The organism is Paenibacillus sp. AGC31, assembly GCF_057334655.1.
This window is the reverse complement of record NZ_JBHFJH010000024.1, coordinates 252,413-266,245: the sequence shown is the minus strand read 5'-3', so window position 1 is coordinate 266,245 and position 13,833 is coordinate 252,413. Positions and strand designations below refer to the sequence as shown.

The following is a 13,833-nucleotide window of genomic DNA, read 5'->3' as shown; positions in this document are numbered from 1 at the left end:
CATCCTCTTCCACCAAGTGTGCTCACAGTGTACAGACAATGATCTCAACATCCGTATCGGCAAAAGTTTCCTGAATAATCGGACTGACCTTCTCCCATTTTAGCCTGTCCAGCCCGCATCCTATTCGGGGCATAGCCAGTTTTGTAATGCCATCCAGCATACATACGTCCCGCATAGATTCTACCGCACTAGTCAACGATTGATACGTCGGCTTATTGGAGAACTTTGCCTTGGTGACCAGATTCATCGTCCGTCCTACCGGATAACATCTTCCAATCTCAAGCGGCTCTTGGTTCGCCTGTTTTTGAAGATTTTCCAAACCGAATCTCTCCCGGAACTGTACCGCAATGCCTTTCCCCATTCTTGCATCGGCTGATATACAGTGAGCAAGCGTGTACTCCTCCCCCAGTTCAAATAAATCCTGTTCTCTCTCATGAAACTGCATCGCATTCCTCTCCTTTATCAAGCGCTCTCATTCAATAGTTGAACTAAAGATTATTTACACTGACACTACGATGACAGAACAACCTTCCAATCACTGTTATCGTGCAAATGATTAGTTCAAACTATGTAGATCCCATATTTTTTTATTAGGCCTCTGTCAAAAAACGTTGAAATGCCTTTAATGTTCGTTGACCTGCGGATCGATCATATACAGCAAATACAATACGTTCAAAGGAGTCCTTAAATCCCTCTCCCACTAACACATCATGAAAATACTTCGCCACCACTGCCGGTTCATTACGAAATACGCCGCAACCATATGCACCGAGAACAATCGTCTGATGACCATTCGTAGCAGCCACGTCCAGAATATAACGGATACGTTCCTTCATCACGGACTCAATCTGTAGATCATCAGCTTCTCCACGCTCTTTCACCACACCCGCATTCACCGCTGGCGCAGTAATGAATGATGATACATAATACTGGTCCAGCAACCGGTCTTCATCATCACGGATTACAGGAACACGAGGTGAATAGATCATATGATCGGAATAAAGACCCGATCGCTGCTTGCGATTGTACTCGTACATTTCGTCCATTTGCGCGATGCACGGGTATAATCCTGTCGCTCGGGCCAGACTCTCTTCCTGTGCCTGACTTCCCCCAAGGAAACCGCCGCCAGGATTTTTCGCCGATGCAAAGTTCAAACAGACCACATCTTCTCTTCCTTCAGCTACTGTCAAACGTGAAGCCGCTCCAAGTGTAGTCTCGCCAGTAACTTCAATGCGAACCGATACCGATACAGCTTCAGTTTCAGTTGATGAGGCTATCGAATGAGTTTCTGCGCGAGCTTCTGTACGGAGCTTTCCCCTGAGTGCGGAAAGCTCCGAAGGACGGTATAATACCGAATTACGGATCGCTTGCTGCACATCGGCGCCCATCTCAACCTTGCGATTATATCCATTCACGTATTGTCCTTCTTCCAGAATAGCCAGCGTCTGCTGTGCGATACTGGCCCGCATGGTACGTGGATTGGAGCTATGTTTATCACTCATCTGAATCACTTCCTATATCTTCTCTTAGACGGGTGAGAATCTCACCCAGCCAGTTGGTTCCCCGCCATGTTCTTCTATTCCGAATACGCGGATCTTCCTCCGCCAGTCCCACACCCCAGATGCGATCATCCGGACTTGCTTCCACGAGGGTCGTTCCACGGGTGGCACGCAGCGCGGTTAGCAGTTCTTCGTTTTGTGTAAATTTGGCCCAATTGCCTTCGTAGACAATGCGCTGGCATTCCGTTTCCCATAAAGTCTGGTCGAAACCTGCGACCTGTCTGCCCAGCTTTTTTTGTACCGAAGCAGAGCTTGCCTTCAGAATCTTGTCTGCGCTGGTCTGATCGCCAAACAGCAGTGCTTTCTGATGCATCATGTATTGCTCCGCACTTGTGTAGTGAACCCCGTTCACGGTAAAATCCGCCGGGTGCCACTGCGAGAACGGAGATACAGTCCGCCAGAAAAACGTAAACTTTTCCATCCATATCCCCTCTTTACTTGTTCCTCATGGTTGCAGCGATCCCGCCCATGGCTTGAATCACTTCTCCTATTTCATTGATGCTTCCCCTTTTCAGAGTGTCTGCCTCTCTGGGTTCAATCTGTATAAACGTGATGGTCGATGACCGGCACTGCTCGCATACTCTCCCGTCTCAATGACCCAATCGGCGATTTTGCGCCGGAAAGCAGCAGCCAGCAGTTTTTTGCCACTGATGATCTCATGTACTTTCTGAAGCGCAGTCAGCGTAAACGTCTCCGGCATCAGATTAAATGCAATATCCGTGTACTCGATCTTGGATCGCAGACGCTCAAGCGCATAATGAATGATTTTGGCATGATCAAATGCAATCCCCTGAACCTCCTCCAACGTCAAACGATGGCTCCGTACTTTTCCTTCTATTGTTTCTTTTGTCTCAACAATTGCCGACAACTCTTCTGTTCCATTGGTCAAAATCAACTGCAACCTGCGTTCTGTCACACGTCCACGCTCATGGATATGGCGCTTCTCTTCCAGAAGACGCTGCTCCACCCGAAACCAATTGGCCTCACTCGCATCATCGCCAGCCTGAAGTTCCAGCTCGCTGCTATCGACCAGCGCCATATAGGAACAGCTGATGACCCGTGTACGCGGATCTCGCTCCACATCTCCCCAGGTGTATAGTTGCTCCAGATAAATATCATCCAGCCCCGTCTCCGTCAACAATTCCCGTCGAGCAGCATCTTCCAATGATTCCTGCATGGAGACAAATCCGCCCGGTAACGCCCATTGGCCCAGATAGGGATGACCACCCCGCCGGATTAGTAGTAACTGGAGTTCGGGTTCAGCGAGCTTGCGATAATTCTCCTGAGCTTCACTGCGAATCGTAAAGACCAACATGTCCACGGTGACGGAAGGACGTTCGTAATCACCAGCATTATACGTTTCCAGAAACTGTTGTTCACTGATATGTACCTGATCCTGATGCTCCCGGTATTCGGGGGCTTTTCCTCCAGAGGAACCTTCGTAAGTCATAATAACCAAACTCCATTCTGTTATTAACATTATGTTATTAACAATTAGATAATATCAATTTATCACATCATTTTATCTCAGGTCAATATTTCCAGTCCTAAATAAATGATCTGTATTCACTTGACGATATGTCAAATCAAACTTAAGATTTATTTAGTCGACTAACTAAATGTGCGTGTTCAAAAAGTCTGGTTTTCAGTACCGAGAAAATGGAATGAAGGTAGAAATGGAGTAGATGATATGAACCCAGTCCAAAATGATCGGTTAATGGGACAGCTATCCGAACTCGTGAAACTGAAACGCTACAAGGTTCATGAGAAACTTGTGAACCACCCCGAGTTATACCCGGGGCAGCCCCCTTTGCTGTTCCAGCTTGAACGGAAAGATGGCCAATCCCAGAAAAACCTGGCCGAACAACTTCAGCGCAGTCCCGCAACGGTAACTGTCATGCTCAAGCGCATGGAATCATCCGGTTATGTGAGACGCGAAGCAGACCCGAAGGATCTGCGCAGTCTGCGGGTATACCTGACGGATCAGGGCCGATCCGCGCTACAAGAATTGAAAGAAGTGATTCAGGAGTTGGAACAGCAGGCCCAGAAAGATTTTACACCGGAAGAACTCCGGATCATGTCTGCACTTGCACAGCGTATGCTCCAAAACCTGCGTGAATCCTGAGGTGATGCAGACTCGTGACATCGTTTAAAAGAAAATAATTATGCAATGAAGATTGAGGTGATTCCCTATTGTGGACGTTAAAACGATTCTTGACCCCGTATAAGTCGGCGGCAATCGTCGCCCCGCTGCTCATGGTACTTGAGGTTACCATGGACCTGCTCCAGCCCAAGCTGATGTCCAGCATTGTGGATGATGGTGTACTTGCAGGGAACCTGCCCCATATCGTGACCACAGGTCTGATCATGTTACTTGTTGCGTTAATCGGCTGGGTTGGCGGCGCAGGCTGTACACTCTATTCAAGCAAAGCTGCCGTTGGATACGGCACAGATCTTCGCCAGGAACTGTTTGACCATATTCAAACCTTCTCCTTCCGCAATCTGGATACGTTTCAGGAAGGATCTCTGATCACTCGTCTGACCAGTGACATTACCCAGATGCAGACCTTTGTGCAGATGCTGCTGCGGATGTTTATCCGTTCGCCAATGCTGATCATCGGAAGTATCATCATGGCGTTTACGATCAGTGTGAAACTGGCTTTGATTCTTATTGCGACAGTACCGGTACTGTTTATTATTTTATTTATTCTAATAAAAGCTTCCTATCCGCTGTTCGCCAGTGTGCAGATCAAGCTTGATCAGGTCAACGCCGTGCTTCAGGAGAATCTTGCCGGCATTCGTGTCGTCAAGGCGTTTGCACGTGCACGTCTGGAGAAAAAACGGTTCAAGCAATCCAACGAAGATTACACTACAACCGCCGTCAAAGCCTGGCGTATTGTAACGCTGAACGCACCCGTACTCAGCCTGATGCTGAACGCTACCATTGTAGCGGTGCTGTGGTTTGGAGGTTCCCAGGTAGTGGGAGGCGATATTGCCGCCGGGGATCTGATTGCTTTTATCAACTATGTCACGGTTGTACTCTCTTCCCTCACGTCAATCGGCATGATGATGATGAGCTTCTCCCGTGCCAAGGTATCTGCTGCCCGGATCAACGAGGTGTTACATACAGAGCCAGATATCCAATCGGGAACCGACAACGATAACTCGGGGAATGTACAGTCATCCCCGTCTACTCGTGATCAGTCCCGAAACCAAACGTCTTCTCTTCCCTCACACACAGGCGGTCAAGTGGAGTTCAGAGACGTATCTTTTCGTTATGACGGAGACCATGCACTCACTGACATTAACCTGAGGGCTCGCCCGGGTGAGAAAGTGGCCCTGATCGGTTCAACAGGTTCAGGCAAAACCTCGCTGGTGCAGCTGATTCCCCGTCTATACGATGCTTCGCAGGGTGAAGTGCTCGTGAATGGAGTGAACGTTCGCCACTGGGATCTTCAGGATCTTCGCAGCCGTGTGTCCATTGTGCTACAGGAATCCATCCTGTTCAGCGGCAGCATCCGGGATAACATTTGTTTCGGCCGGCCAGGTGCAACAGATGCTGAATTGCGTGCTGCGGCACAAGCTGCGGCAGCGGATGATTTTATTATGAAACTGAAAGATGGGTATGACACGGAGCTGGGTCAACGCGGGGTCAATCTGTCCGGTGGACAGAAACAGCGGATATCCATTGCACGCGCCCTGCTCATGCGACCGGAAGTACTGATTCTGGATGATAGCACCAGTGCTGTGGATCTACGCACGGAAGCGAGCATTCAGAAGGCTTTGCAATCCTTGATGAAAGACAGTACCACCTTTTTGATTGCACAGCGGATCTCCTCCGTGAAGGATGCAGACTGTATATATGTCATTGATGAAGGACAGATCGTTGCCAGAGGCACACATGATGACCTTATGGCTCATTCATCACACTATCAAGCCATCTATTATTCGCAGCAACGGAAGGAGGATGTTCAATTTGGCTAAACCTGCATCTTCCTCCATACAACAAACGGTCGTGCCTCCCATCGGAAGACCCGGACCTGCGGGCAGAGGACCTGTTCCCAAAGTCAGAGCCAAAAATGCTCGCCACGCCCTAATCCGGGTATGGTCGTACATGGGACGTCATCGCAAAGGAGTTATTGCTGCATTAGTGCTGACGGCTCTTGGAACACTGCTTAACCTGGCAGGACCTTACCTTCTCGGCCGTGCCGTTAACGAACATATCGTGCCCAAAATAACAGCGGGTTTGCTGAAGGAATGTCTCCTCTTGCTGAGTGTTTATGCCCTTGGCTCACTCCTGATGTGGGCTCAATCCTATGTCATGATTGGTGTGTCCCAACTGACCGTCAAAGATCTGCGACATGCGTTGTTCTCTCGACTGCAAGAGCTGCCTATTAGCTTTTTTGATAAAAATCAAAGCGGGGACCTGATGAGCCGAGCCACTAATGATATCGATAACGTATCTACAACGCTGAATCAAAGCGTAACCCAATTGATGTCCAGTGCCATCCTGCTCGTTGGCTCCTTGTCGATCATGTTTGCACTCGATGTTCGGCTCACCCTGCTCAGTCTGGTGACTGTACCCTTGATAACCATCGCCACTCGCCTGATCGCGTCAAGAACACGCAAACACTTCACCGCCCAGCAGAAATTACTTGGTGAGCTTAATGGGTATGCTCAGGAAACCATTGCTGGACAAAAAGTCGTTGCTGCCTATAACCGTCAGGATCAGGCACATCGGCATTTTCAGAATCTGAACGAGAAACTGCGCACATCCAGCACACAGGCCCAGACCGTTTCAGGTTTAGTTGGACCCACGATGAACGTGATGAACAATATCGGGTTTGCCATACTCGCTTCTGTAGGTGGATGGATGGCTTATCATGAAATGACGTCCATTGGACTGATCGTCAGCTTTCTCGCTTACTCCCGCCAGATTGAGCGGCCACTCAACGATCTAGCCAATCAGTACAATCTCATTCAGGCTGCAATCGCAGGTGCTGAACGTGTGTTCCACATTATGGATACACCTGGCGAATACGTAGAGGAACAGAAGAAACAGCTGGATCAGATTCAAGGTAGAGTTGTATTTGAAGACGTCTCTTTTGGGTATAGCGCGGAGCGAGACATTCTCAAGAAGGTTAGTTTTACTGTAAAACCTGGTGAGATGATTGCACTTGTTGGACCTACCGGGGCAGGTAAAACGACCATTATCAACCTGTTGCCCCGTTTCTACGAGATTACAGGCGGACAGATTACCATTGATGGATGTGACATCTCGGAACTGGAGAAGGATCAACTCCGTCGGCAACTCGGCATTGTCCTTCAGGATGCCTACCTGTTCTCGGGTACCATTCGCGACAATCTTGCCTACGGCAAGTCGGACGCAACGGATGAACAGATCAGGCAAGCGGCTGAGCTGGCAAATGCACATTCGTTCATCCGCAAACTGCCACAGGGTTACGATACCCCCATCATTTCCGGGGGAAGCAACCTGAGTCAGGGACAACGACAACTGCTGACCATTGCCCGGGCAATTCTGGCTGATCCGGCCATTCTTATTCTGGATGAAGCAACCAGCAGCATTGATACGCGTACAGAGATGAAGATCCAGGAAGCGATGCGCACTTTAATGAAAGACCGCACCAGCTTTGTCATCGCCCACAGACTGAGCACGATTCGTGAAGCCGATCAGATTCTCGTCATTGATGATGGACAGATCGCTGAACAGGGCAACCATGATGAGTTGATGCAGCAACAAGGATTCTACTATCAGTTACATCAGGGACAGCTCAATAAGTCGAACTAATGATTATTTACACAGACACTACGATGACAGAATAACCTTCCAATCGCTGTTATCCCCAGATTTCATCGATTCCCTTTTCACAAGGGGGAAATTCGGGGATAAAGACGAGGTGCATGCTTCCGAAGTAGCTTTCTTTCAGAAAGTTTTCAGCTCCGCTTTTTCAGTTTTTTTCTATCCTCTCCCTTACGTGTAAATGATTAGTTCAACCCAATATAGTCTGATCTGAACCGATGTGGTCTCCGCACATTAACTTATGAATTGAAATATTTAACGCCGCATGGGGTTCTTCAGGACCCATGCGGCGTTTTTATATCTTGTCTAATGACTACTTAATTGCTATCTCTAGGTAAGTTATATGATTTACGTCTCCATTGGCAGATGAAGCGTGAAGGTCGAACCAACCCCCATTTCGCTATGGACGGTAATTTTACCATTGTGATCCTGAACGATTTTCTGGCAGAGTGCAAGTCCAAGCCCCGTACCTTCTTCTTTGGTTGTATAAAATGGATTAAAGATTGTGGATAGCGAATTTTCCGGAATGCCGCTTCCTGTATCTGTAATTGAAATGAGTACTGCGTCCCCGTCCTGCAACAAATCCATATGAACCTCACCAGGGTCTGTCATTGCTTCAAAAGCGTTACGAATCAGATTAATCAATACCTGCACAATTTTATCTCGATCCATGATGATCACAACTGGCTCATTAGTCATTTCAAGCGTAATTTGATGCCCTCGGGATGCCGCATCTGACTCGGTCAAAGACATCACTCGTTCAAGGCAGTGACCCAAATGTTCAGGCTTCATGTGATTGGCATGTGGTTTGGAAAACTGCAAAAATTCAGCCGTCAGATCGGTTACTCTCGTCACCTCACCCATAATCACTTCATACCATGGCGCGATATTAAACGCTTGTCCACGGGACAGCTGCAGGAATCCCCGAATTGCGGTAAGCGGGTTCCGAATTTCGTGAGCCATACCCGCAGCCAGTTCACCTACTGCCCTCAGTCTTTCGGAACGAAATACTTCTTCTTCATTTTTCAGCCATTTGCTGCGCTGTTGTTGAAGCAGCCTATCCTCGGCTACCGTCATAAAGTGCTGCAACGAATCTGACATTTCAGGGTACAGAGAGATGCTGTAGCTTACCTGGAGTCCTTGAAGCTGCACGGATAGCAGTGACGACATTCGTTCTTCCACATCCTGTATCTCTGGCAAAACGACCGCAAATCGGTCTCCTGCATACCGGGATATGCCATAGGCTTCGGTGAAATGATTGCTGATCATCTGGCCTGTACCTGTGATTACCGTACACCAAGGATCTTCTGAATCTTTTTTAAAGCCGCTAAAGTTATTGACGTTCAAAAGGACAAGCAAAAAAGACCGTTGCTCTTCTACTGTCTTATGTAACATCTCCATGTAACCTTCGTAATTCAACAGTCCGGTAAGCGGATCATGCAGGGTCAGGAACCGATTCTTTTCCCGAAGCCTGCGCTTCTCGACCTCACTGTTGATTAAGGTATGATACAAAAAAATGATAACAACCGAGGTTAACAGGTCAAATAACGAAACCAGCAAAGCATATGTATCTACAGGCACATACGAAAGCCGAATCAACGTATATTGCAGCATAAGCAGCAACGAAATCGGCAAGGTCTGTGCCAACCTTGGTTTGTCCTGGATCATTGAAATAATGAGCATATAATACAGCATGTTGCACCAGTTCAGTTCACTGAAATAGTGGAATATCCCGAGAAAAATCCACTGAAATTTTCGCAGCACAGGATATCGTCTCTCCCCATAAATACTTGCTACCAATAATGTCGCCGAAAGTGACATTATTGCCATATTAGGGGTAAGCCTGAGAACATAAGAGGACAGAATGACAAGCAGACAACCTAGCGGGAATATCACCATTTTCATCGTGTAACTAAGCAAACAGCCTCGCCCCCTTTGACATAAAACTCACATCAAACAACTTATGTACATGTATTATATCGATTATGATTAGCTGATGTTGTCGATTAGTGGAGGCTCGTCAAATTCGCACGAATGTATAAATTATGAAGGCAATAGGACATATGATGTAATTGTAATCAACAAAAGTGAAACAATTCCTCTTCGCATAAATCATTATTGTGGTACAATACATTAATGGATTAATTTAGGATAAATACTTTCTTATGGAGGATATCACATGATAACACAACGAAAACCACTGGGCCTCGGAACGCTCTCTCTACTCGTACTATTGATGGGTCTCGCCTTTAATTTCCAATGGGGCAAAACAAATTTTATGATCAGTCACTATCTTTTTAACTTAATAAACATACCGATTTATAGCAACGGAACTCAAGGACTTCATATTCCTTTTGTAGTAGCAGCCCTCTTCTGGATTCCAGCCTTCTTGCTTGCCAAAAAAAATCGTTCACATTATGGCACAAGTGTATCTTATAACGTCGCCGGATTCATGTTGCTCTTATGCATCATTGGACCAGTTATCCCCGTTATCGATTGGATGGTCAATGGTTAAACGCTTAAAGCCAGCTCTCTATATTCAGAGGGCTGGCTTCTTTGCTGCTTTTCCATATAAGATGAACAAATTATTTACACAACAACGTAGAGGACAGAAATAACCTGAAGAAGCGGAGCGTTCGCCTTTATCCCCGGATTTTCACTTCTTTTAGAAGGGAATCAAAAAAATCTGGGGATAACAGCGATCAGAAGGTTGTTCTGTCATCGGAGTGACTGGTGTAACCTCTTGAGGCTCATCTTATTTCTTCGCCATATACTTACGGATATCAAAAGCCACCGCAGCAACAATGATCAATCCTTTGATAATCAACTGCCAGTATGGGCTCACACCAATAAACGTCAGACCATAGTTAATGACCCCGAAGATCAGCACACCCGCCATAACCCCAGGAACCGTTCCAATACCTCCTGCCGTTGATACGCCGCCTACCACACATGCGGCAATCGCATCCAGCTCATACATGTTACCGTAATTGTTTGTTGCTCCACCTGTGCGTGCTGCCTCAAGTACACCGCCCAGACCATATAGTGCACCCGCAATAGCATACAGCGCAACCAGGTTGCGTGCCACATGAATCCCGGATACATGCGCTGCCTGAATGTTGCCACCAATCGCGTACATGTTTTTGCCGAGACGTGTTTTGTTAAAGACCACCCAGCAGATTAATGCCACCGCAATAGCAATCAGGACAATATACGGGATGGAATAACCTCCGCCCAGATCAATGTATCCAGAGCCAATAACGGTGAAGTCCGGTCGTAATCCTCCGATCGGCTGTGACTGGTTGGGTTCCGTATCAAAATAAATGGAGTTCAGTCCGTACACGGCAACCATCGTACCCAGCGTTGCGATAAAAGGAGGTACATGTAATTTGGCGACAATGAGTCCATTGACCAATCCCACGAATAGACCCGCGGTAATCCCGACAAGGATCGGCAGACCCACCCATAAGTGGGGCAGATCGGGGAAGAAGCGATTGGCATACTCGTCAATTTGCAGCATCGATGCCGATACAACCGCTGTCAGACCAACCACCCGTCCAGCGGACAGATCGACCCCGCCCGTGACAAGGATAAAAGCTGCACCGAGCGCAATAATGGCCCGTGTGGAGGACTGCTGCAAGATGTCCCGTAGTGTGGAGAAGGCCAGAAAATTCGGATCGGCAATCGCGATACCAATAATGAGCAGGATCAATACGATAAAGATGGCGCGTTGTGTTACATATTGTTTCACTTGATTGATCATCTGTGTGTTCATCTGTTTCCCTCCTGACTAAGCCATCCGCTGCTGCGCGGCCAGCCTCATAATATCCTGCTCTGTTGCCTCGGCTCCGTCCACGATTCCGGTGAGACGCCCTTCGCTCATCACCATAATGCGATCCGACATACCCAGCAGTTCTGGCATCTCCGAGCTAATCATGATAATGCTTTTGCCCTGACGAGCCAGTTCCGTAATAATGGTGTAAATCTCAAACTTGGCCCCTACATCAATTCCACGCGTCGGTTCATCCAGCAGGAGTATCTCCGGGTCGGTCAATAACCAACGGGCCAGCAGAACTTTCTGCTGATTACCGCCAGATAGGTTGCGAATCAGCGTGTTAACTGAAGGCGTTTTGGTTCTGAACTTCTGCGTCTGCTCACGTGCCTCTTCGCGGCCCTTTTTCTCGTCCAGCAAGCCCATTCGATTTCGGTAGCGCCCCAGACTGGCAATGATCGTGTTCTCATACACCGACAACACCGGGAAGATTCCTGTGACCCTTCGTTCTTCGGTGAGCAACGCGATGTTATGACGCTTCGCTGCTGCGGGGGAGTTAATCTTCACCTTGCGCCCATGAATCGAAATTGTACCTGAAGCGAGTCCACGCAGTCCAAACAAGGACTCAATCAGTTCTGTCCGCTGTGCTCCAACCAAGCCGCCAATGCCAAGCACTTCACCTTTTCGCAGCTCAAAGGATACATCACAAAACGATTTGGACTGGCTTGATGTCAGACCCTCGGCTTTTAATATCACTTCACCGGGTACGTTCGTCCGTTCCGGGAAACGTTCGTCCAGATCACGGCCAACCATACGCGTAATGATCAGATCTGTTGTTAAATCAGCAGCATCCCAAGTTCCTACAACGAAACCATCACGCATGATCGTCACTTCATCCGAGATCGTCAGGATCTCCTCCATCTTGTGTGAAATATAGATAATGGATACGCCGCGACTGCGCAGTTCATTAATAATGGCGAAGAGCTGATCCACTTCCTTGCCTGTCAGGGAAGAAGTTGGCTCATCCATGACGATGACTTTGGATTGAAACGAGACCGCCTTGGCGATTTCCATGGATTGAATCTTGGAGACAGACAGTGTTCCCGCCTGAGCCTTCGGATCAATATCCAGGTTCAAGTCCTTGAACAGGGCCAGCGTTTCGGTATACATCCGTTTCTCGTCCACTAGTATTCCCCTCATCGGAAAACGACCCAGCCATATATTCTCCATCACCGGACGATGCGGGACCGGATTCAGCTCCTGATGAATCATGGATATGCCTTGCTGAAGGGCCGCTTTGGAATTCGGAATATCCACATCCTTTCCTTCGATACGTATCGTTCCTTCATCCGGGTGATACATGCCGAACAGACATTTCATAAGTGTGGATTTCCCCGCTCCATTCTCTCCCATCAAGGCGTGAACCGTCCCCGGTTTCACTTTCAATGTGACCTGACTTAGTGCCTGCACACCCGGAAATGCCTTGGAAACTCCATTCATCTCCAGCAGGTAAGGTGACTCCATCTTGGTTCCTCCCTTCCATATGACCGGCAAAAAAGGGACGCTACCCGAATGTCGGACGTCCCTGTCTCGTGCTGTTATTGGGCGTCGGCGATGTTGTCTTTTGTAATCTTTTTGTATGCAATCCAGACGTATTTACCATCTGTAATGTCGTATTTGGTATTTTCCTTTGTTGGTGTCTCACCTTTGGCAAGTACGGAAGCCAGTGCCACCGTGGCTGCACCCTGATTCTTGGCATCATTAAGCACCGTGCCCAGCATTGTACCATCCTGGAGAGCCTGAATGGCTGGAGCTGTTGCATCCACACCTACAACCGGCATGGATTTGCCGTCCTTGAAGTATCCGGCTGCTTTCAATGCCTCAATGGCTCCCAAGGCCATGTCATCATTGTTTGCGAGAACGGCTTCAATCTTGTCACCATGTGAAGCCAGGAACGCCTGCATTTTCTCCTGACCTTTTACCCGATCCCACATCGCCGTGTCTTCCGCCAGCGCTTCCACTTCAATTCCGGCATCCTGGATCGCCTGAACCGAATATTTGGTCCGAAGCTCTGCATCCTGGTGACCCGGTTCCCCTTTCAGCATGACGTATTGCAGTTTGCCATCACCGTTTTTGTCCGCTTCCGGATGTGCTTTCCAGTAATCCACAATTAGCTGACCGGAGATCGTACCGGACTCCTCCGCTTTGGCTCCTACGTAGTACACTTTATCCCATTTGTTCATATCTTCCGCCACCGGCTCACGGTTGAGGAATACTACTGGAATATTCGCTGCCTTAGCCTTGTCAATGATGACACCTGCCGCCGTCCGGTCCACCGGGTTCACGGCCATTGCATTGTATTTCTTGGATACAAACAGATCCACTTTCTCATTCTGGGTCGGCTGTGCATTCTGGCTGTCCACGATATCCAGAGTCGCAACGCCTTCCGCTGCTGCGGTCATTGCATTACGTACACCCGTCATGAATGTATCATCGAATTTGTAGATGGCAACACCAATCTTTGGCGTTTCCGTCCCGGCTGCTGTCTGACCTCCTGTATCTGTTCCCGTACTTCCACCTGCACTGTCTCCGCCGCTGCTACACCCCGCCGCCACAACCATACATGCCGTAATCAACAGTGTCATCCACGTTTTCTTCATATTCTTCATATCCTAATGACC

At 48.2% G+C, this 13,833-nt stretch carries 12 protein-coding genes; 4 read left to right on the top strand and 8 right to left on the bottom strand.

From position 1 onward, the window contains the following. Positions 1 to 22 precede the first annotated feature (22 nt). From ACE04G_RS08950 to ACE04G_RS08935, 4 genes are all read right to left on the bottom strand, one after another. The gene (locus tag ACE04G_RS08950) at positions 23 to 445 is read right to left on the bottom strand and encodes a macro domain-containing protein (RefSeq protein WP_449005256.1); all 423 of its coding nucleotides are present in this window, start codon (positions 443 to 445) and stop codon (positions 23 to 25) included. 145 nt (positions 446 to 590) lie between these two features. Continuing rightward, positions 591 to 1,502 carry a TIGR02452 family protein gene (locus tag ACE04G_RS08945; RefSeq protein ID WP_449005255.1) on the bottom strand — a complete coding sequence of 304 codons (912 nt, stop codon included), beginning with the start codon at positions 1,500 to 1,502 and terminating at the stop codon, positions 591 to 593. Then, entirely contained in the window at positions 1,495 to 1,980 is a 486-nt protein-coding gene (gene ybiA / locus ACE04G_RS08940; protein ID WP_449005254.1) for a riboflavin biosynthesis intermediates N-glycosidase, read from the bottom strand. The genes ACE04G_RS08945 and ybiA overlap by 8 nt, the downstream gene beginning before the upstream one ends. Positions 1,981 to 2,070: 90 nt before the next feature. After that, positions 2,071 to 3,009 (bottom strand): NUDIX domain-containing protein, encoded by a 939-nt coding sequence (locus ACE04G_RS08935; protein WP_449005253.1) that lies wholly within the window; start codon positions 3,007 to 3,009, stop codon positions 2,071 to 2,073. A gap of 240 nt (positions 3,010 to 3,249) precedes the next feature. On the opposite strand from ACE04G_RS08935, the gene ACE04G_RS08930 reads away from it, so the two are divergent. The 3 genes from ACE04G_RS08930 to ACE04G_RS08920 all read left to right on the top strand — a co-directional run bounded on the left by ACE04G_RS08930 (position 3,250) and on the right by ACE04G_RS08920 (position 7,368). Further along, positions 3,250 to 3,684: a MarR family winged helix-turn-helix transcriptional regulator gene (locus ACE04G_RS08930; RefSeq protein ID WP_221818969.1), complete on the top strand. Its 435-nt coding sequence runs from the start codon at positions 3,250 to 3,252 to the stop codon at positions 3,682 to 3,684. Positions 3,685 to 3,752: 68 nt separating this feature from the next. Beyond that, positions 3,753 to 5,543, top strand: a complete 1,791-nt coding sequence (locus ACE04G_RS08925; RefSeq protein ID WP_221818968.1) for an ABC transporter ATP-binding protein — start codon at positions 3,753 to 3,755, stop codon at positions 5,541 to 5,543. After that, a complete protein-coding gene (locus ACE04G_RS08920; RefSeq protein ID WP_221818967.1) occupies positions 5,536 to 7,368 on the top strand; it encodes an ABC transporter ATP-binding protein in 1,833 nt (610 codons plus the stop codon). Before ACE04G_RS08925 ends, ACE04G_RS08920 begins: the two co-directional genes overlap by 8 nt. 360 nt (positions 7,369 to 7,728) lie before the next feature. Here the strand turns inward: ACE04G_RS08920 and ACE04G_RS08915 are convergent, their stop codons facing one another. Continuing rightward, positions 7,729 to 9,144, bottom strand: a complete 1,416-nt coding sequence (locus ACE04G_RS08915) for an ATP-binding protein (protein WP_221819310.1) — start codon at positions 9,142 to 9,144, stop codon at positions 7,729 to 7,731. Positions 9,145 to 9,559: 415 nt separating this feature from the next. Between ACE04G_RS08915 and ACE04G_RS08910 the strand changes: the two genes are divergently transcribed. After that, positions 9,560 to 9,895, top strand: a complete 336-nt coding sequence (locus ACE04G_RS08910; RefSeq protein ID WP_221818966.1) for a hypothetical protein — start codon at positions 9,560 to 9,562, stop codon at positions 9,893 to 9,895. Positions 9,896 to 10,135: 240 nt separating this feature from the next. Here ACE04G_RS08910 and mglC read toward each other — a convergent pair whose 3' ends face one another. The 3 genes from mglC to ACE04G_RS08895 all read right to left on the bottom strand — a co-directional run bounded on the left by mglC (position 10,136) and on the right by ACE04G_RS08895 (position 13,812). After that, positions 10,136 to 11,155, bottom strand: a complete 1,020-nt coding sequence (mglC, locus tag ACE04G_RS08905; protein WP_221818965.1) for a galactose/methyl galactoside ABC transporter permease MglC — start codon at positions 11,153 to 11,155, stop codon at positions 10,136 to 10,138. 15 nt (positions 11,156 to 11,170) lie between these two features. Further along, complete coding sequence (locus ACE04G_RS08900) at positions 11,171 to 12,676, bottom strand: sugar ABC transporter ATP-binding protein (RefSeq protein ID WP_221818964.1); 1,506 nt, start codon at positions 12,674 to 12,676, stop codon at positions 11,171 to 11,173. A gap of 74 nt (positions 12,677 to 12,750) precedes the next feature. Beyond that, positions 12,751 to 13,812 carry a galactose ABC transporter substrate-binding protein gene (locus tag ACE04G_RS08895; RefSeq protein ID WP_036606548.1) on the bottom strand — a complete coding sequence of 354 codons (1,062 nt, stop codon included), beginning with the start codon at positions 13,810 to 13,812 and terminating at the stop codon, positions 12,751 to 12,753. Positions 13,813 to 13,833: the final 21 nt, after the last annotated feature.

Bases quoted from the DNA above. Each gene is read 5' to 3' on its own strand.
- ACE04G_RS08950 (WP_449005256.1), bottom strand. From the start codon at position 445: ATGCAGTTTCATGAGAGAGAACAGGATTTATTTGAACTGGGGGAGGAG.
- ACE04G_RS08945 (WP_449005255.1), bottom strand. From the start codon at position 1,502: ATGAGTGATAAACATAGCTCCAATCCACGTACCATGCGGGCCAGTATC.
- ybiA (WP_449005254.1), bottom strand. From the start codon at position 1,980: ATGGAAAAGTTTACGTTTTTCTGGCGGACTGTATCTCCGTTCTCGCAG.
- ACE04G_RS08935 (WP_449005253.1), bottom strand. From the start codon at position 3,009: ATGACTTACGAAGGTTCCTCTGGAGGAAAAGCCCCCGAATACCGGGAG.
- ACE04G_RS08930 (WP_221818969.1), top strand. From the start codon at position 3,250: ATGAACCCAGTCCAAAATGATCGGTTAATGGGACAGCTATCCGAACTC.
- ACE04G_RS08910 (WP_221818966.1), top strand. From the start codon at position 9,560: ATGATAACACAACGAAAACCACTGGGCCTCGGAACGCTCTCTCTACTC.
- mglC (WP_221818965.1), bottom strand. From the start codon at position 11,155: ATGAACACACAGATGATCAATCAAGTGAAACAATATGTAACACAACGC.
- ACE04G_RS08900 (WP_221818964.1), bottom strand. From the start codon at position 12,676: ATGGAGTCACCTTACCTGCTGGAGATGAATGGAGTTTCCAAGGCATTT.
- ACE04G_RS08895 (WP_036606548.1), bottom strand. From the start codon at position 13,812: ATGAAGAAAACGTGGATGACACTGTTGATTACGGCATGTATGGTTGTG.